The organism is Rhizobium terricola (assembly GCF_012927355.1).
In the GTDB taxonomy this organism is placed as follows: domain Bacteria; phylum Pseudomonadota; class Alphaproteobacteria; order Rhizobiales; family Rhizobiaceae; genus Allorhizobium; species Allorhizobium terricola.
Window position 1 is genome coordinate 283280 of sequence record NZ_JABBGK010000002.1, and the last position, 17082, is coordinate 300361.

Below are 17082 nucleotides of genomic sequence, written 5' to 3' on the forward strand. Positions count from 1 at the left end.
GCCTCACAGGGCCTTGCGGACCGCCGCGATCACCTCGGCGATCCGCGGATCGCCCTCGTGTTCGGGCTTTCTCGCCCGCACCAGGCAGGCCTCGGACCTCAGGATCACGCCGTCCGAGAGGATCTTCAGGTGGTTGGCCTTCAGCGTCGAGCCGGTCGAAGTGATATCGACGATGATGTCGGCCTGGCCGGCTGCGGGCGCGCCCTCGGTGGCGCCGAGGCTCTCGACGATGCGGTAGAGCTGGATGCCGTGCTGGCTGGAGAAGAACTGTTGCGTCAGGCGCCAGTATTTGGTGGCAATCGCCAGGCGGCGTCCGTGGCGGGCGCGGAAATCGGCGGCCACGTCGCCGAGGTCGGCCATGGTGTCGACGTCAAGCCAGATTTCCGGAACGGCGACCACCACGTCAGCGTGGCCGAAGCCGAGGCGCACGCAGACTTCGACCCGCTTGTCGGCCTCGGCGAGGCCTTCGCGGATCAGGTCCTCGCCGGTGACGCCGAAATCGACGGTGCCTGCACCGATCTCACGGGAAATCTCCGAGGCCGAGAGAAAGGCGATCTCGATGTCGTCGGCGCCCTCGACGCGGCCGCGATAGGAGCGGTCGTTGCCGACGGCGACGATCTTCATGCCCGCGCGTTCGAAGATCGCCGAGGCGTCGTCCTTCATGCGGCCCTTGGACGGCAGCCCGATGGTAATCATGCCTGCGTCCTCGCAGTTTCGATGCGATCGAGCCAGAGCGAAAAGCCGACCGCAGGAATGTGATCTTCGGCGCCGAGCAGGGTCAGCAACCGGTCGAAACGGCCACCGCCGGCCAGCACGGCGGGCTGGCCCTCAACCGCGATCTCGAAGACCAGTCCGGTGTAATAGTCGAGCGGACGGCCGAAAGCGGCGCGATAGGTGATACGGGCGAGATCGACGCCGGTATTGGCGAGGGCCGCGACCCGCTCGTCGAAGCGGGCAAGCGCCGCGCCGAGCTTCAGGCCCGCCGCATCGGCAAAACCGGCGAGAGCCGCCGACGCATCGGCGAGCGGCAATTCGAGTGAGAGGAATTCCCGCAGCAGAAGGAGGGCGGCACCGTCGAGCCGCGTCTCGGAAAGCTCCAGCTTCTCCTTGAGGCGGCGGGCGATGTCCACCGGTGTGCGGCTCGCATTGGTGAGGTAGCCGGTTTCCTGCATGGTGCGGTCGATATGGGCAATCAGGGCATCCTGGTCGCCGCTGACCAGAAGCGCCGACACGGCCGGATCGAGCCCCGGGACGGGGCTCGGTGTCGCAAGCTTGCGCAGCAGCTGGTCGATCTGGTCCGGATTGCCGAAGGCCTGGATCAGGCGCTTTTGCCAGCCGGCCGGCAGGCCGAGCGCCTTGACGACGGCTTCGAACACCGCTTGGTCGCCGAGCGTGACGGCGAGCGGCTTCGTCGGCAGGAGGCGGGTGAGGATCTGCAGACTGTCCGCGACGGCGCGCGCGTCGGAGGCCGCGATCGCGATGTCCCCGAGATCCTCGATGCCGGCCTGGTAAAATTCCTGGGGTCCTTCCCGGCGCTGGCGGAAGACTTCGCCGAGATAGGCGTAGCGCTTCGGCGTACCGGTCGCGGTCTCGATGTGGCGCAGACAGACGGGAATGGTGAATTCGGGCCTGAGGCAGAGGCTTTCACCGCGCTCGTTCTCGGTCAGGAAGATCCGGCGGCGCAGGTCTTCACCGGCCATGTCCAGGAAGGGTGCGGCCGGCTGGATCACGGGCGTGTCCACCCGCGTCGTGCCACGGGACGTGAATTCCTGCAGGATGGTGCCGGCGAAATCGGGCATGTCGGTCAGGGGCATGGTACACCACAGTCGAAAGAACACCCCCCTCTGTCACTTCGTGACATCTCCCCCTCAAGGGGGGAGATCGGCGGGAGCATGCCGCCCCTGCCGCGGATCGATCTCCCCCCTTGAGGGGGAGATGCCCGGCAGGGCAGAGGGGGGTAGCAGCGGAGCAACAACTTAAAGCCCCTTCGCCCGACGGCGATCCTCGGCCTGGGCAGCGAGGATCTCTTTCACCTTGGCGACCAGTTCGCTCTCGGCCACGACGTCCTGCGCCACGCGGGCCTCGCGCCATTCGGCGTTGTCGGTGATCTCGCCGGAGAGGCGCTTGCCCTCGATCAGGTCCTTGATCTGCACCACGCCCTGAGAACGCTCGTCGCCGCCCTGAATAATGGCGATCGGCGCGCCGCGGCGGTCGGCATATTTCAGCTGATTGCCGAACTTCTTCCAGTTGCCCTGGTACATTTCGGCCCGGATGCCTTCGGCGCGCAGTGCTTGCGTGAAGCGCTGGTAGCGGCCCATGCTTTCGACGTCGCCGTCCATGACGGTGACGAGAACCGGTCCGACGACTTCGTCCTGGCCGAGCTTGCCGAGGTTCTTCAACGCCGTCATCAGCCGCGAGACGCCGATCGAGAAGCCGGTCGCCGGAACGGGCTGGCCCATGAAGCGCGAGACGAGACCATCATAACGCCCGCCGCCGCCGACCGAGCCGAAGACAACCTTCTCGCCCTTCTCGTTGGTGACGTCGAAGGTGAGTTCGGCTTCGTAGACGGGGCCGGTATAGTATTCGAGGCCACGGACGACGGAAGGATCGATCTTGATGCGATCGGGACCGTAGCCGGCGCCCAGCACGAGGCTGCGGATGGTGTTGAGCTCATCGACGCCCTCGGCGCCCTTTTCCGTCCCGGCCACGAGCTCGGCCAGATGAACGGCGCTTTCGGCGTAGTCGGTGATCCCGACGAAGAAGAGAACCTTTTCGATCTGCTCGGGGGTCAGGCCTGCACCCTTGGTGAAGTCGCCGGACTCGTCCTTGCGGCCCTCGCCAAGCAGCAGGGTGACGCCCTCGGTGCCGAACTTGTCGAGCTTGTCGATGGCGCGCAGCACGCCCAGACGGCGCCCCGCATTGTCATCACCCCCGACACCGATCGCTTCCATCACGCCGTCGAGAACCTTGCGGTTGTTGACGCGGATCACATAATCTCCGCGCTTGATGCCGAGGGCCTCCAACGTATCCGCCATCATCATGCACATCTCGGCATCCGACTGGACGCCCGGGGCACCGACGGTGTCGGCGTCGAACTGCATGAACTGGCGGAAGCGGCCGGGGCCGGGCTTCTCGTTGCGGAAGACATAGCCGGCGCGATAGGTGCGGAACGGCAGCTGGATTTCCTGGAAGTTCTCCGCGACATGCCGGGCCATCGGTGCCGTCAGGTCGTAGCGCAGCGACATCCACTGCTCGTCGTCGTCCTGCAACGAGAAGACGCCCTCGTTCGGCCGGTCGGCATCGGGCAGGAACTTGCCGAGCGCATCCGTGTATTCGAACAGCGGGGTTTCGATCGGGTCGAAACCATAGCGTTCGTAAACCTCCCGGATGGTCTCCATCATCTGGTTGGCGGCGCGGATGTCGGCAGTCGCGCGATCGACGAAGCCGCGCGGCAGGCGGGCTTTGAGTTTCTGCGGCTTCTTGTTCTTCTCGTTCATGAGGCAGGCACCGGACTTTTTTTGAATTTGGCGTGCCGGTGTCTTAGAGGATCAAGGTTTTGGCGGCAAGGGTGAAGGCTGGCAGGCGACGAGGGCCAATGCTATATTGTGTCTAATAAAGGGACAGGCTTATGAACAGGCAAATGACGATCGAAATGTCAGAGGAAATGCATGCCGAGCTCGAGCGGCAGGCTGCGGCAGCCGGCATGACACTCGAGGAATACCTGACCGGCGTCGTGATCACCCGCGTATCGCGCGAACATTCCCCTCACGAGACCGGCGCGGAAGTCGATGCCGGTTCGGCAGGCAAGACCGACCCCTGACCGTCGCACATCGCGCAAAAGCCTGCCGAAATCCATGATCCTCGAAGCCCTGAATTATGCCGCCACCTGGCCGCTCACCACGGCCGGACACCGCAAGGCGATCCGCTATTCGGTCAACCTGTGGGCGCGCGCCAATCGCTGTGCAGGGGACTGGCAGGCACACGAGGACAATTGCAAAGCCTCGATCCTCGCCGCGGTCAGCTCGCTCCGGCAACGCCGGACCGTGGTCGTGCTCGGGTCCGGCCTGTTGCGTGACGTACCGATCATCGAACTTTCACGAAGCTTCGACACCGTCGTTCTCATCGATCTCGTCCATCTCGCCAGCGTTCGGGCCTGGCTCAAGCTCAAGGGACTGAAGAACGTCCGGCTGATCGAGCGGGATCTTTCCGGCTACGAGGCGATCAAAGGGGGCGAGACGCCCGATCCGCTGGGCTTCCTGCGGCAGGTGCCCTATCTCGACCTCGTCATCTCCGCGAACCTCCTGTCGCAGATCGGCACGGGCGCGCGCAAGCGGCTGGAGGCGGACACATCGGGAAGAATGCCGCCCGACAGCGTGGCGCGCCTGATCAAGGCGCATCTCGACGGGCTTCACGGACTGACTTGCCGCTACAGCCTGCTGACCGACATCGCCTATGAGGTGATCGACCGCACGGGCCACGTCCACGAGCGTTTCGACCTGCTGCACGGCATCGCCGTGCCGGAGCACCAGCAGGCGTGGGACTGGCCGGTCGTGCCGATCGGGGAGGAGAGCAAGGACTATCGGATCGTGCACCGGGTCATTTCAGTCTGAACCGCCGCCGTCTGGCGCGGGGCCCGGCGCCCCCCGACCTTGCTTTCGCCGGAATCGGCCTTACCTTCCGCACCATGAAGCCGTTGATGCGCATCACCGTCCTGATTGCCGCCCTTGCCTATGCGGCCATGCCGTTTGCCGGTATGGCGATGGCCGGCGTGCCACGGATAGCGATGGCGACCGTCGAGGCGGGCGGCGATGCGAACCACACCATGCACGGGCAAGGGCCTCACGATGGTGCGCAAGCCTCGGGCCACCAGACGGCAATGGACGCCCCCTCCGGTGGCGATTGTCCGCATCCCGGCAAAACCCCGGCAGGCGACTTTCACTGTGCCGCCTGCCTGACGCTTCCGGTCGAACCGGCCTTCAAGAACGAGGGCAAGCCGCCAAGGCCGGTGGAAGCGGCAGCACCCGAACACCAATTGATTTCGCGAACGGCACCGCCACTGCTGCCGCCTCCCCGCGCCTGAGTCTCCGGATCTCCCCGACCGGCACGGCACGGCACGCGCCGGATCCCCAACTACATATTTGAAGACAAGGACAAACCATGCTTATCAAAGCACTCTTCACCGCATCCGCCCTCCTCGTCGCCTCCTCGGTGCAGGCGCAGGAGACCATGACCCACGATCACGGCACCATGGACATGAGCGCACCGGCAGGCGACCAATCGCCCTCCAGCCTCGCCTTCATGGAGGCAAACGCCAAGATGCATGCCGACATGGCAATCGAGCCGACCGGCGATGCCGATGTCGACTTCGTGCGCGGTATGATCCCGCACCACCAGGGCGCGATCGACATGGCAAAGATCCAGCTGCAATACGGCAAGGATCCGGAAATCCGCAAGCTGGCCGAAGAGGTGATCAAGGCCCAGGAGGGCGAGATCGCCATGATGAAGGACTGGCTCGCCAAGCACGGCAAGTAAGCCGGCCGGACCGAACCTGATTTAACCTTTGGTCGGAAGAGGGGACGCTTCCCGGCTCATCCTCTCCAACATGGACGCCGCCCGGTTTGGGCGGCGTTCCTTGTGGCGCAAAAGGGAGAACTGCCGGGAAGGCAGGGTAAAATTCGCGGCAACAAGGTTGCCGTCGCTGATCCTGCAGGCAGCAGCAACCCCCGACACAACCGCCGCACAAGGTCCAGCAACGACCGCCGAAAGAACAGCCTCGTTGGACGGCAGTGTAAGTACCGTGCGCAAGCGCCCCGGGTCCTCGCCGAGCCGTCTCAGGGTCTCCTCGAATGTAGAGCGGGTGCCTGAACCCGGCTCGCGCATCACCCACCCGGTATCCTCGACCAATTGCCGGGGCGTAAGCGGTCTGCCGTCGGCAAACGGATGATCCGGCCCCGTCGCAACGAGCAGGGCATCGTCCGCGACCTTTTCCTCGGCCAAAGCAGGATCGGAAATCCGACCCTCGACGAAGCCGATGTCGGCGGTCCCGATGTTGACCGCTCGGGCGACCGAAAGCGTATTTCCGATCGTCAGCTCGAGTTCGATGCCGGGGTATGCGGTGCGGAACCGCATCAGCAGCGGGGGTAGCCAATGGCTGGCCACCGTCTGGCTGGCGTGCACGGCCAGTCGGCCGCGCGACAGCCCGCCCAGTTCCGACAAGAGCAGTTCGGCAGCCCGAGCGCGGGCCAGCGTGGCGCGGGCCTCCTCAAGAAAGAGCCGGCCCTCCGCCGTCAACTCGATCCGGCGGCCGACACGATCAAAGAGCGCCACCCGATAATAGGCTTCAAGATTGCGGATCGCGGCACTCACCGCCGACGGGGTCAGTCCAATGCTCGCAGCGGCGCGGGTCAGGTGTTCGCGCTCGGCTACCGCGACAAAGATGGAGAGTTGTTCGAAAGTCATCGCAAATCATTCGTTTTGAGCGAACAATCAATACAGAATTATGCAATGGAAGTCGACGATCTTCGGATGGACAATCGGCCATTCGCCACTGGTCTCCATCGTCATGTTCCTGTTCTCCCGCCTCCTCCCATACCTTCCTGGCCTTGGCCTCTCCATCGCAGTAGCGAGCCTTGGCTTGCTCGTTGAAAGAGCCGAGTTCATCCTCGTCGGTGTTCATCCGCTCGAGGCGCTGGTGCTCGCCATCCTGATCGGCACGGCGGTCAACTCCGGCTTCAGACTTTCTCCGGCATTCAATCCCGGCATCACGCTCTCGGCACACTTTCTTCTGGAACTGGCCATCGTTCTGCTCGGCGCCTCGGTCAGCTTCGCGGCCATCCGCGAGGCAGGGCCGCAGCTGGTGGCAGGGATCGCCCTGGTCGTGCTCCTGTCGATCGGCATAAGCTTCACGATCGGCCGGCTGTTCGGACTTTCTCCAAAGCTCGCCTTTCTCATCGCCTTCGGGAACTCGATTTGCGGAAACTCCGCCATCGCCGCGTCCGCTCCGGTGGTTGGCGCCAGTGCGGAGGACGTGGCGGCATCGATTGCCTTTACCGCGGTGCTCGGCGTGATAGCGGTCGTGGCCATGCCTCTGCTGTCCGTGGCGTTTCATCTCTCGGCTGTGCAATACGGGGTGTTTGCCGGGATGACGGTTTATGCCGTGCCGCAAGTGCTCGCCGCGGCGGCGCCGATCGGTGCCGTCAGCCTGCAGACCGGAACGCTGGTGAAGCTCATCCGGGTGCTGATGCTCGGGCCGCTGCTCTTTCTTGTTGGTCTTGCACGGGGTTTGGGCGGACGGCGCTTGTCCGTCTCCCATGTCCTCCCCTGGTTCATTGTCGGCTTTGCCATCATGGCGGGGTTGCGGTCAGCAGACTTGTTTGGCCCGGCCACACTGTCACTATTGTCATCGTCTTCCAGGATGCTCACCATCGTGGCCATGGCAGGTCTCGGACTATGCGTCGACCTGCGCAAGCTCCGGCAGGCCGGCGGCCGCGTGGTGCTGGCGGCGCTCGCCTCGCTGCTCACGCTCTGCGGCCTGAGCCTGGGGATGATCACGCTGATCGGCATGGCGTGACCCGAAACCGCCGGTCTCGCAATCGCCGAACGAAGGCGCTATTTTGCCGAAACGTTGTCAACAGCGAGAGCCTTCCATGAGCATGCGTCCCCTTACCGTGATCGGCTTCGACGCCGACGACACGCTCTGGCAGAACGAGCAGTATTACCGCCTGACGGAAGAGAGCTTCAAGGAACTGCTCGCCGAGTTCGCCGAGGGCGAGCATGTGTCGCAGCGGCTTCTCGAAGCGGAAAAGCGCAATCTCCAGCACTACGGTTTCGGCATCAAGGGGTTCACCCTGTCGATGATCGAGACGGCGCTCGAGATCACCGAAGGCCGGGTGTCCAGCCAGGTAGTCGGCGAGATCCTGTCGATCGGCCGCGACCTGCTCGGCCATCCCGTCGAGACCATGCCGCATGCGCGTGAAACGCTCGAGGCGCTCGCCGGCGACTATTTTCTCGTGCTGATCACCAAGGGCGACCTGTTCGACCAGGAGCGCAAGCTCGCCCAGTCGGGGCTCGGCGACTATTTCGATGCGGTCGAGATCGTCTCGGACAAGACCGCGACCACCTATCGCCGGATCTTCGGCAAGACCGGCCACGCACCCGAGCGGGCCATGATGGTCGGCAACTCGCTGAAGTCGGACATCGTGCCGGCGATCGCTGCCGGCTCGTGGGGGGTCTTCGTGCCGCATGAGCTGACCTGGGTCGTGGAGCACGTCGACAAGCCTGCCGAGGCGCCGCGCTTCCGCGAGATTGCGGACCTGGCGGGGCTCATTCCGCTGATCGACACCATCGGCCAATAGGGACAGGACCGGACATGCGCTCCTATGACGAGATCCACGCCATCGCCGTCGAACGAAAGGGCGAGGCAGCCATCCGCGAAGCCATGCAGTTTCCCAAGTCCCGGGACGAGATCGCGGCCACGCCCGACGACCGTTTCCTGTCGCTTATGACCAAATGCATCTTCCAGTCCGGCTTCAACTGGAAGGTCGTGGAAGCGATGTGGCCCGGCTTCGAGGCCGCCTTCGAGGGTTTCGACATCGGCTATTGCTCGATGCTGCACGACGAGGACTTCGAGCGGCTGGTCTCCGACACCCGCATCGTCCGGCACGGGCCGAAGATCCGATCCGTCCAGGAAAACGCCGTGTTCCTCGCCGGGCTTTCCCGCGATCACGGCAGCGCCGGCGCATTCCTTGCCGGCTGGCCGGCCGAAGATTATGTCGGCCTTCTCGATCTCCTGCAGAAGAAGGGATCGCGGCTCGGCGGCAATACCGGCCAGTATTTCCTGCGTTTCGCCGGTGTCGAGAGCTTCATCCTTTCGGCGAGCGTGGTGAACCGGCTGATTGCGGAAGGCGTGATCACCAAGGCGCCGACTTCGGCCCGGGACAAGGCGGCCGTCCAGGTCGCCTTCAACACCTGGCGGACACAGTCCGGTCGCTCACTGACCGAGATCAGCCGGGTGCTCGCGATGAGCATCGACTGAGGGCAGCAGCCCGTCAGCCCTCGATACGTCGCAACCGCTCGATGTCGAGCTCGACCTGTCCCATCATCGACTTTTGGTGATGGGACATGGTGCCGAGTTCGCTCATCACTTCATTGATCCTGGAGAAGGACGAGAACAACGATCCAAGCTGACCAAAGATGTCGCTGTAGCCTGCCTCGGCGCTCGACAGCTTCGTTTCAGATGCAGCGATATGCTCGCCCAGCACCTTCATCGAGGCGTCCACCTGCGAGAGGGATTCGCGGCTGGTGTCGAGGGTCTGCTTGGTGTTGGTGGCAAGCGCCCGCACCTCGTTGGCAACGATGGCGAACGCACGTCCAGCCTCACCCGCCCGTGCCGCCTCGATGGTGGCGTTGAGCGACAGGAGATTGGTCTGCATGGTGATCTTGTCGATGATGCCGACAATGTCGTTCAGCCGCTGCATCATTGCCGCGACCTTCTGGAACTCTTCCTCAAGCACGCCCTGCTCCTCGACATGGGCAACGCTGCGGATGCGTTCCTCCATGTCTGCCTGCATGGTCTCGACGTTCTGGCGCATCTCGTCGGTGCGTCCTACGACCTGGTCGAGCTGGCCGCTCAGCATCGAGGTGCGCTGGATGAACTCCGTCAACCGGCCGATGACCTTCTTGCGCATCTGGTTGATCAGTTGCTGGCGCAGCAACCGCGTTTCCGTGAAGTAGCGCGAGAAGCGGGCGTAGTGAATGGCAAACTGGTCGACGAAGGGATCCCGGAAACGCTCGCCATCGCGCACCTTGAAAAAGACGACAGCCGTCAGCGTCTGGTTGACGTTGATGCCCAGCAGTTCGCCGAAGGTCGAGAACCCGGCGGCAGGAATGTTCCAGCTGCCGGCGAGCCGGCCCAGTTCGCGATCGTTGCCGAGGCGCCGAAGAATGCAATCGTTGAGAATGGCGGCAACCGGCGCCGGCTTGTCACGGAAGAAGAGTTCCATGTCGCGACGGGTCTGCCCGGCAAAATCAGTCGCCTTGACGAGATGCAGTTCGTCGCCGGGATTGACGTCACAATAGAAGCTGACGACACCTTTTTCGAGGTCGATCCCCGCGACCGAGCGAACAAACAATTCGCCGTTCATGCGCACTGCGAAGGTGTGGCCCTCCAGCCGTTTCGACAGATCGTGCGGCGCACAGCCCATCATCCGGCAGAGTGCGTCGATAACCGGCACAACTTCGACCGTCGCGGTGTCGACCGTCGCCCTGACTTGCCGGGTCTCGGCCTGGGCCTCGATGACCACGATCGATTTTCCGGTCTCCGTGAAGTTCTGCGTCTTGAGGATACCGAAGCGGGCGCCGGGCGCGACCTTGGCGAACGCGACCACCGCGTGGTTCTCGAGGACCCGCTGACCGTCGAAGATGTAGGTGTGCTTGAAATCGAGCTTTCCACCAGCCGATCCACCGATGAACAGGCAAGGAAAGCGGTCGGTGCGATAGACCGCTTCCATGAAGTAGTTCTCAGACGCCGACAAGCCGTCGATCAGCGTCAGCGCCAAAGTGTCATCCGAACGAATTTCGAATGGCACCCGCACGCGTGCGAGGTTGCGTTCGATTTCACCGATGCGCGCCTCATGGCTCTTCGTCGGTCGACCCGCCCGTATGTCCTCGTTTGCAAGCGGGATGGACTGGATCGAAAGCTCGGAAAGGAGTTCGGGGCTGAAGATCTGCACAACCACGTTGTCCCAGCCATTGCCGGCGGTACAATAGAGCGGCTCGGAGGCCGATGTGCCGGTGCTGCACAATTCGCCGGCCGTGGTCGAGACGATGACCGGAACGCCGTCGGCCCTTCGGCGCAGGCCTTCCACCACGGCGTTGAAATCCACATGCGGCGAGACATAAGCCATGGCAAGACGTGCGGGACGCCCGGCAAAGCTGAACGCATCGGAGGAAAGATCCGCAAGGGCCGCGGTGGTGCGCACCACACGCATCATTTCGTCTGCAGCCTCGACGAACGGGTCAGCATGTTCGTATTCTAACGGCACCAGGGTCGGCGGAGACTTTGGCTCAGGAAGGGTATCTAGCGGTTGCGCATCCTCCATCTTGATGGCTGCGCTCGATTGTTGCTGTCTGAACCTCGAAAACATCTATTCTCATCGCCTCCCACTTCAGCAGGAACCATAAGTTTTCGAATTTAATAATGTACTAAATTTCATAAGCCGCGAGATGCAAGGCGTCGCGAAAGCTTCTTCACGAGAGGCATCCCGCGCCGCTTATCAAGACCCTAACCCGTCCGACCTCGATCAGGGGCGCTTACAGAGCCTACGAAGGACCTCCACCTCGTCGCGGCAGCAGCAGCCCTCTATGTGGTCGTTGACCAGCCCCATGGCCTGCATAAAGGCGTAGACCGTTGTCGGGCCGACAAAGGTCCAGCCGCGCTTCTTCAGATCCTTGGAGAGTCGAACGGAGGTCGGAGAGGTCGGGTTCGCCCGCAGCGTCGCGTAGTCCATCCGGGCGGGACGTTCTTCCGGCCCCGGCTCGAAACTCCAGAAATAGCGTGCGAGCGATCCCCATTCATCCTTCAGCGCCATCGCCCGGCGGGCATTGTTGATGGTCGAGACGATCTTGCCGCGATGGCGGATGATGCCGGCATCGGCAAGGCAGCGGGCCACGTCCTCGTCACCAAAGGCGGCAACCCTTTCGAAATCGAAACCGGCAAAGGCGGCGCGAAAATTCTCGCGCTTGCGCAGGATCGTCAGCCAGGACAGGCCGGACTGGAAGCCCTCGAGGCAGATCTTCTCGAACAGCCTGTTGTCGTCCGTGACGGGACGACCCCACTCCTCGTCGTGGTACCGGCGGTAGTCGTCGAGGCCGCCATGCCAGAAGCAGCGATCGCGGCCGTCGTCGCCGGTGATCAGGCCGGTCTTGTCCATGAATGATGATTCCTCCGTTGCGCCGCTGCTGCGTTTACCATTTGTTCACCACTTTTCCAAACGCACCGCTAACCCTGATGAAAGGTTTACGGGTGCTCTCGCATCTTAATGAACACGCGTTTACCAAATGTCCCGGAAGCCGCGGCATCATCGGCGCCAGAGCCTGTCCGGCTTCGTCTTCGGTCCCATGTAGCGAGTTGTCCGAATGTTTCAGAAATCCGTTGTTCTGGCCGCGCTTGTCGGCCTTTCCGTCGTGGCACCAGCCCAGGCGAACGACCGTTACCAGGCGCGTCCGCCGGTGATCGTCAGCCCCGATCTTTCGGCCCCTTGGGTCATGCAGCTCGGCGGCGCCGTCCGCCCGGTCGTCTATGCGCCGCGCGCCGCACAGCCGCGCACCTACCAGCGCCAGATCCTGCGCCGCACGCCGCAGCAGCCGGCCCTCGTGCAGCCTGCCGCGGTGCGCCCGAACGCACCGATGAAGACCAGGCTCGACCCGATGTTCCTGCCGCAGACGGTCGCCTATGACACACCGCACAAGCCAGGCACGATCGTGATCGACACCAACAACCGCTTCCTTTACCTGGTTGCGGGCAATGGCCAGGCGCGCCGCTATGGCGTCGGCGTCGGCAAGCCCGGCTTCGAATGGGCCGGCAAACACAAGATCACCGCCAAGAAGGAGTGGCCGGACTGGACGCCGCCGCAGGAGATGATCGCCCGCGAAGCCGCCAAAGGGCATTACCTGCCGGCACGCATGGACGGGGGACCGGAAAACCCGCTCGGTGCGCGCGCCATGTATCTCGGCTCCACGCTCTACCGCATCCACGGCACCAATGCGCCCTGGACGATCGGCAACGGCGTTTCCTCCGGCTGCATCCGCATGCGCAACGAAGACGTGGTCGATCTTTACGAGCGCGTCAAAGTCGGCACCACCGTCATCGTGATGTAAATCACCGCACTCTTCTTGCCGCGCCAAGTCCACCTGGCGCGGCTTCATTTTCTTATGATGCAATGCAGGGGGACTTGCATCGGCACACGAGTTGGTTAACCTCCCTGCACTTTGATTTGGGGGATACCGACATGAAGAAACTTCTGGTCGCCGTTGCGGCCGCATCGATCACCATCGGCAGCTTCGCCGCGCCCGCCTCCGCCGGCGCGATCAACGGCAACCATCCGGCAGTTCAGGGCGACGTCACGCTCGTCGCCCAGCAGAAGCAGCCGGCCGAGAAGTTCAAGCGCCGCGTCGTCCGCCTGATCACCGATGAGAAGCCCGGCACCATCATCATCGATACGAACAACAAGTTCCTCTACTATGTGGAGGCCAACAATCGCGCCACCCGTTATGGCGTCGGCGTGGGCCGCGAGGGCTTCGGCTGGTCGGGCGTCGTCAAGATCGGCCGCAAGGAAGAGTGGCCGAGCTGGCGTCCGCCGGCGGAAATGCGTCGCCGCGAGGCCGCCAAGGGTCACATGCTGCCGGTCGTGCAGGAAGGCGGGATCGACAATCCGCTCGGCGCCCGCGCCATGTATCTCTTCAAGGGCGGTCGCGACACGATCTTCCGTATCCACGGCACCAACCAGCCCTGGACGATCGGGCTCAACATGTCGTCCGGCTGCATCCGCATGATGAACAAGGACGTCGAGCACCTCTACGAGCGCGCCGACATCGGCAACAAGGTCATCGTCATCGGCCCGGGCAACCGCCAGGGCAAGGTCAGCTTCGAGGACAAGGGCATCGACATCCTGCGCACGATGTTCGGCGGCTGATCACGCCACCGTCTCAAGCGAAGGCGCGGAGCCCAAGGCTTCCGCGCCTTTTCCTTTTTGGCCGCCCCGCCTGGTTGCCAGAGTTCCGCCCGCAGAATTGACGATCGCCAAAACTAGGCCCAATTTTGGCCATTCGCCCTGCGGTGTAGCAAATGGGAAACAGACTTTCCGGCGAAAATCTCCTATCTAGTCTTACATCAAAATCAGATTCGTGGATCGCGTCCTATGAACACCAAGCTTCGTGCCCTTTTCGGCGCCTCTGTCGCGGCAAGCGTGCTTGCCCTGTCCGCCTCGTTTGCCAGTGCTGAAATGGCCGTCTCCGTCTATGGCGGTTTCCAGACGGCTCCGCACAGCGACGTCGAGGTTTCGGACCAGGCCGATTTCACGGCCGGCTGGGAAGGCAAGTCCTTCGCCATGCCTCCCTATTACGGCGTTCGCGGCACCTGGTGGATGGAAGATCTCGGCCAGCCGAACCTCGGCGTGTCGCTCGATTTCACCCACGCCAAGGTCTACGCCGACGACTCGACGCTTGCCGAAGCTGGCTGGAGCCATTTCGAATTCTCCGACGGCATCAACCTGCTGACGCTGAACGCCCTCTACCGTATGCCGATCGAAGGCACCAAGTTCGTGCCCTATGCTGGTCTCGGCGCCGGCGTCAACATTCCGCATGTCGAAGTCACGCGTGGTTCCGGCGAGACCTTCAACTACCAGCTCGGCGGCGCAACGGTGCAGGCCCAGGCCGGCGTCGAATACAAGTTCAACGACCGCTGGTCGACCTTCGTGGAATACAAGGGCAACTATTCGTGGGTCGACGTCGACATCGACAGCGGCGCCACCCTCAAGACCAATGTGATGACCAACGCGATCAACGCCGGCGTCAGCTTCCACTTTTGATCGTTAGGCGGGTGTCTAGACCTGCCTCCTATTTGATGTCGCAGAAAACCGCGGCCTCGTGTGACAGGACAATGTCGCGCGGGGCCGTTTTCTTTGTGTCAGCAGCACTGAGCCTCAGCAAGTAGCGGCCCGTCAGGCGGTGCGGGTTCTTGCCGCTTGCCGTCGTCAGGATCGACAACTCGAAGATCTCGAACGGTTCGGCACTGCGCGTGTCGGTGTAGATCTGCAGGCGCAGTTCGTCGTTGTCGACCCAGCTCTGCTTGAGCATGCCCGAATTGAGCTTCAGATTGTGGAAGGCCGCCGGTGCCTTTTCGGCCAACACATCGGCGATGCCGCGGAAATGTACCAGCTTGCGTCCGTCCCTCGCGCTGAACCCACTCTCTATCGAGAGCTTCAGGACATCGTCGGACGCGGCGCAGTAAATGCCCACCGCCGCACTGGCCGGTGGTGCGCCTACGGCAATGGCGACAGCAAGCGAAAGAACCAGGGCACGCATCGGACTCTCCTCCGGAAACAGATTCCGGTATTTCGGAGGATCATCATATCAGCAATATCTTAAACTTCATGAATCGCGAGAGCGATCGGCAACCCGGTCGGCATATTTCTTCCGAGACGACGTCCAGTGCCGCCGATTTCCGACGCTCAGGGTCCTAGCCCATCACGCAGGTCACCCGACCGACGCGATCATGCCGAACCTCAAGGCCGTCATGGCCGGTCGCCAGCAAATGAAGACGGTATTCGCCGGAGAAATGCGTCTCGTCATCCCCGCCGCCGATCGTGACAAGGGCCAGATCGAGATCGCCGAGCGCGGTGGTTGCCGGCGCCGGCACGTGAACATGGAGCCGGAACTCGCCGTCGAACAGCCAGTGATGCGGGAGGTTCTCGCCGGTCAGCTCGAAGGTCGGCAGGCGCTCGCCCAGCAGGGCATCGGAAAAGGCGAGCGTGCCGGCAAACCCGCTGATGACATCGCCCAGTCCGTCGCCGACGATGCCGGTGACGTCTAGCGTCAAATCGGCGTCGGCGATCGTGCAGTCGAAACGAGCCGTCGCGAAGGCCGGCGTCGAGGCCAGCCCCGCGAGACAGAACAGGACCATGCTTGCTGCGTGCTTCATGCCGTTCCTCCGGGTGCGGATCACGGCAGCATTGAAGACCGAAAGCAGCGTTCCGATCAAGCGGCCGGCAGTCCGGCCGGCCTGTCGCCGCCATAGGCCCAGTCGAGCAGCTCGATCGTGTGGACGATCGGCACCGAGGTGCCGGAGCCGATCTGGGTCATGCAGCCGATGTTTCCGGTGGCGATGACGTCCGGCCGGGTGGCTTCGAGGTTCTTCACCTTGCGGGCCTTCAGCTTGGCCGAGATCTCCGGCTGCATGATGTTGTACGTGCCGGCCGAACCGCAGCAAAGATGCCCCTCGGCCGGATCGCGCACCGTGAAGCCCGCATTCTTCAAGAGAATCTTCGGCGCCATCGTGATCTTCTGGCCATGCTGCATCGAACAGGCCGAATGGTAGGTGACGGTCAGACCCTTCCTCTCCTGCTGCGGCAGATCCAGGGTCGAGAGATATTCCGTCACGTCCTTTGCCAGGGCCGAAACCCGTTTCGCCTTCTCGGCATAAGCCGGATCAAGGAGCAGCATGTGACCGTAGTCCTTGATCGTCGTGCCGCAGCCGGATGCGGTGATGATGATCGCGTCGAGACCGCCGCGCTCGATCTCGCGGGTCCAGACGTCGACATTGCGGCGTGCGCTGTCGAGCGCCTGCGCCTCGCGGCCCATGTGATGCACCAGGGCGCCGCAGCAGCCCTCCCCCTCGGGCACGACCACCTCGATGCCGAGACGGGTGAGCAGGCGGATCGTCGCGGCATTGATGCCGGGATCGAGCACGGGCTGCGCACAGCCGGTGAGGATCGCGACGCGGCCCCGCTTTTCAGCCTGCGGCGCGCGGGCCCCCGGACGAGCACTGTCCCCGGCCGCCGGGATGCTGCGCGGTGCGAGGTCGAGCATGGCGCCCATCGGCTTCAATGCCGGAAAGCGCTTCAGCAGGCCGGCCAAGGGCCGGGCGAGGCGTGCCAGGCCGAGCGCCGCGCGGAAGCGGGCCGGATAAGGCAGGGTCATCGCCAGGATGCCGCGCGTCAGCCGGTTGACCAGGGGGCGCCGATAGGTTTTCTCGACATGGATGCGGGCATGGTCGATCAGATGCATGTAGTCGACGCCCGACGGACAGGTCGTCGTGCAGGCAAGGCAGGAAAGACAGCGGTCGATATGGGTGACGATCTGCTTGTCGGCCGGGCGGCCGTTTTCCAGCATGTCCTTGATGAGATAGATGCGGCCGCGCGGGCTGTCGAGCTCGTTGCCGAGGGTCACATAGGTCGGACAGGTGGCCGTGCAGAAGCCGCAATGCACGCATTTGCGCAGAATGCTCTCGGCTTCGGCCACATGCGGATCGGCAAGCTGTTCGGCAGTGAAACTGGTCTGCATCAATTCGCTCCTTGCGGGGGCATG

19 protein-coding genes are annotated in these 17082 nt (G+C 63.4%); 10 read left to right on the plus strand and 9 right to left on the minus strand.

Annotated elements, in window-relative coordinates:
* Positions 1-3: 3 nt before the first annotated feature.
* From hisG to hisS, 3 genes are all read right to left on the minus strand, one after another.
* Positions 4-696, minus strand: coding sequence for an ATP phosphoribosyltransferase (gene hisG / locus HHL25_RS11115; protein ID WP_169590327.1), 693 nt, complete (start codon positions 694-696; stop codon positions 4-6).
* Positions 693-1814 (minus strand): ATP phosphoribosyltransferase regulatory subunit, encoded by a 1122-nt coding sequence (locus tag HHL25_RS11120; protein ID WP_169590329.1) that lies wholly within the window; start codon positions 1812-1814, stop codon positions 693-695. The genes hisG and HHL25_RS11120 overlap by 4 nt, the downstream gene beginning before the upstream one ends.
* A 162-nt stretch (positions 1815-1976) precedes the next feature.
* Positions 1977-3497 carry a histidine--tRNA ligase gene (hisS, locus tag HHL25_RS11125; protein WP_169590331.1) on the minus strand — a complete coding sequence of 507 codons (1521 nt, stop codon included), beginning with the start codon at positions 3495-3497 and terminating at the stop codon, positions 1977-1979.
* Positions 3498-3628: 131 nt separating this feature from the next.
* Between hisS and HHL25_RS11130 the strand changes: the two genes are divergently transcribed.
* The 4 genes from HHL25_RS11130 (at position 3629) to copM (ending at position 5532) form a co-directional block, all read left to right on the plus strand.
* A complete protein-coding gene (locus HHL25_RS11130) occupies positions 3629-3820 on the plus strand; it encodes a hypothetical protein (protein WP_169590333.1) in 192 nt (63 codons plus the stop codon).
* 34 nt (positions 3821-3854) lie between these two features.
* Positions 3855-4610, plus strand: coding sequence for a hypothetical protein (locus HHL25_RS11135; protein ID WP_169590335.1), 756 nt, complete (start codon positions 3855-3857; stop codon positions 4608-4610).
* An 86-nt stretch (positions 4611-4696) separates the two neighbouring features.
* Complete coding sequence (locus tag HHL25_RS11140) at positions 4697-5080, plus strand: hypothetical protein (protein WP_169590337.1); 384 nt, start codon at positions 4697-4699, stop codon at positions 5078-5080.
* Between the two features lie 77 nt (positions 5081-5157).
* A complete protein-coding gene (gene copM / locus HHL25_RS11145; protein ID WP_169590339.1) occupies positions 5158-5532 on the plus strand; it encodes a CopM family metallochaperone in 375 nt (124 codons plus the stop codon).
* Positions 5533-5553: 21 nt separating this feature from the next.
* On the opposite strand, the gene HHL25_RS11150 is transcribed toward copM, so the two are convergent.
* The gene (locus HHL25_RS11150; RefSeq protein WP_169590341.1) at positions 5554-6459 is read right to left on the minus strand and encodes a LysR family transcriptional regulator; all 906 of its coding nucleotides are present in this window, start codon (positions 6457-6459) and stop codon (positions 5554-5556) included.
* A 103-nt stretch (positions 6460-6562) separates the two neighbouring features.
* On the opposite strand from HHL25_RS11150, the gene HHL25_RS11155 reads away from it, so the two are divergent.
* The 3 genes from HHL25_RS11155 (at position 6563) to HHL25_RS11165 (ending at position 9034) form a co-directional block, all read left to right on the plus strand.
* On the plus strand, positions 6563-7570 hold the full coding sequence (locus tag HHL25_RS11155) for a YeiH family protein (protein ID WP_169592783.1): 1008 nt from the start codon (positions 6563-6565) through the stop codon (positions 7568-7570).
* 76 nt (positions 7571-7646) lie between these two features.
* Positions 7647-8354 carry an HAD family hydrolase gene (locus HHL25_RS11160; RefSeq protein ID WP_169590343.1) on the plus strand — a complete coding sequence of 236 codons (708 nt, stop codon included), beginning with the start codon at positions 7647-7649 and terminating at the stop codon, positions 8352-8354.
* Between the two features lie 14 nt (positions 8355-8368).
* Positions 8369-9034 carry a DNA-3-methyladenine glycosylase I gene (locus HHL25_RS11165; RefSeq protein WP_169590345.1) on the plus strand — a complete coding sequence of 222 codons (666 nt, stop codon included), beginning with the start codon at positions 8369-8371 and terminating at the stop codon, positions 9032-9034.
* Positions 9035-9047: 13 nt separating this feature from the next.
* Here the strand turns inward: HHL25_RS11165 and HHL25_RS11170 are convergent, their stop codons facing one another.
* Both HHL25_RS11170 and HHL25_RS11175 read right to left on the minus strand, forming a co-directional pair.
* Positions 9048-10991, minus strand: coding sequence for an FIST N-terminal domain-containing protein (locus HHL25_RS11170; protein WP_169590347.1), 1944 nt, complete (start codon positions 10989-10991; stop codon positions 9048-9050).
* Positions 10992-11300: 309 nt separating this feature from the next.
* Entirely contained in the window at positions 11301-11930 is a 630-nt protein-coding gene (locus HHL25_RS11175) for a DNA-3-methyladenine glycosylase I (protein ID WP_169590349.1), read from the minus strand.
* A 205-nt stretch (positions 11931-12135) separates the two neighbouring features.
* Between HHL25_RS11175 and HHL25_RS11180 the strand changes: the two genes are divergently transcribed.
* The 3 genes from HHL25_RS11180 to HHL25_RS11190 all read left to right on the plus strand — a co-directional run bounded on the left by HHL25_RS11180 (position 12136) and on the right by HHL25_RS11190 (position 14585).
* On the plus strand, positions 12136-12876 hold the full coding sequence (locus HHL25_RS11180; protein ID WP_169590351.1) for a L,D-transpeptidase: 741 nt from the start codon (positions 12136-12138) through the stop codon (positions 12874-12876).
* 131 nt (positions 12877-13007) lie between these two features.
* On the plus strand, positions 13008-13691 hold the full coding sequence (locus tag HHL25_RS11185; protein ID WP_169590353.1) for a L,D-transpeptidase: 684 nt from the start codon (positions 13008-13010) through the stop codon (positions 13689-13691).
* A gap of 225 nt (positions 13692-13916) precedes the next feature.
* Complete coding sequence (locus HHL25_RS11190) at positions 13917-14585, plus strand: outer membrane protein (protein ID WP_169590356.1); 669 nt, start codon at positions 13917-13919, stop codon at positions 14583-14585.
* A gap of 28 nt (positions 14586-14613) precedes the next feature.
* Here the strand turns inward: HHL25_RS11190 and HHL25_RS11195 are convergent, their stop codons facing one another.
* The 3 genes from HHL25_RS11195 to glcF form a co-directional block, all read right to left on the minus strand.
* Positions 14614-15081 (minus strand): hypothetical protein, encoded by a 468-nt coding sequence (locus HHL25_RS11195; protein ID WP_169590358.1) that lies wholly within the window; start codon positions 15079-15081, stop codon positions 14614-14616.
* Positions 15082-15235: 154 nt separating this feature from the next.
* On the minus strand, positions 15236-15697 hold the full coding sequence (locus tag HHL25_RS11200) for a hypothetical protein (RefSeq protein WP_169590361.1): 462 nt from the start codon (positions 15695-15697) through the stop codon (positions 15236-15238).
* Between the two features lie 56 nt (positions 15698-15753).
* Positions 15754-17058, minus strand: coding sequence for a glycolate oxidase subunit GlcF (gene glcF / locus HHL25_RS11205; protein WP_169590364.1), 1305 nt, complete (start codon positions 17056-17058; stop codon positions 15754-15756).
* Positions 17059-17082: the final 24 nt, after the last annotated feature.

Bases quoted from the DNA above. Each gene is read 5' to 3' on its own strand.
- HHL25_RS11200 (WP_169590361.1), bottom strand. From the start codon at position 15,697: ATGAAGCACGCAGCAAGCATGGTCCTGTTCTGTCTCGCGGGGCTGGCC.
- HHL25_RS11170 (WP_169590347.1), bottom strand. From the start codon at position 10,991: ATGATGCGTGTGGTGCGCACCACCGCGGCCCTTGCGGATCTTTCCTCC.
- HHL25_RS11185 (WP_169590353.1), top strand. From the start codon at position 13,008: ATGAAGAAACTTCTGGTCGCCGTTGCGGCCGCATCGATCACCATCGGC.
- copM (WP_169590339.1), top strand. From the start codon at position 5,158: ATGCTTATCAAAGCACTCTTCACCGCATCCGCCCTCCTCGTCGCCTCC.
- HHL25_RS11160 (WP_169590343.1), top strand. From the start codon at position 7,647: ATGAGCATGCGTCCCCTTACCGTGATCGGCTTCGACGCCGACGACACG.
- HHL25_RS11195 (WP_169590358.1), bottom strand. From the start codon at position 15,081: ATGCGTGCCCTGGTTCTTTCGCTTGCTGTCGCCATTGCCGTAGGCGCA.
- HHL25_RS11175 (WP_169590349.1), bottom strand. From the start codon at position 11,930: ATGGACAAGACCGGCCTGATCACCGGCGACGACGGCCGCGATCGCTGC.
- HHL25_RS11180 (WP_169590351.1), top strand. From the start codon at position 12,136: ATGTTTCAGAAATCCGTTGTTCTGGCCGCGCTTGTCGGCCTTTCCGTC.
- glcF (WP_169590364.1), bottom strand. From the start codon at position 17,058: ATGCAGACCAGTTTCACTGCCGAACAGCTTGCCGATCCGCATGTGGCC.
- HHL25_RS11140 (WP_169590337.1), top strand. From the start codon at position 4,697: ATGCGCATCACCGTCCTGATTGCCGCCCTTGCCTATGCGGCCATGCCG.
- HHL25_RS11135 (WP_169590335.1), top strand. From the start codon at position 3,855: ATGATCCTCGAAGCCCTGAATTATGCCGCCACCTGGCCGCTCACCACG.
- HHL25_RS11155 (WP_169592783.1), top strand. From the start codon at position 6,563: ATGTTCCTGTTCTCCCGCCTCCTCCCATACCTTCCTGGCCTTGGCCTC.
- hisG (WP_169590327.1), bottom strand. From the start codon at position 696: ATGATTACCATCGGGCTGCCGTCCAAGGGCCGCATGAAGGACGACGCC.
- hisS (WP_169590331.1), bottom strand. From the start codon at position 3,497: ATGAACGAGAAGAACAAGAAGCCGCAGAAACTCAAAGCCCGCCTGCCG.
- HHL25_RS11190 (WP_169590356.1), top strand. From the start codon at position 13,917: ATGAACACCAAGCTTCGTGCCCTTTTCGGCGCCTCTGTCGCGGCAAGC.
- HHL25_RS11130 (WP_169590333.1), top strand. From the start codon at position 3,629: ATGAACAGGCAAATGACGATCGAAATGTCAGAGGAAATGCATGCCGAG.
- HHL25_RS11150 (WP_169590341.1), bottom strand. From the start codon at position 6,459: ATGACTTTCGAACAACTCTCCATCTTTGTCGCGGTAGCCGAGCGCGAA.
- HHL25_RS11120 (WP_169590329.1), bottom strand. From the start codon at position 1,814: ATGCCCCTGACCGACATGCCCGATTTCGCCGGCACCATCCTGCAGGAA.
- HHL25_RS11165 (WP_169590345.1), top strand. From the start codon at position 8,369: ATGCGCTCCTATGACGAGATCCACGCCATCGCCGTCGAACGAAAGGGC.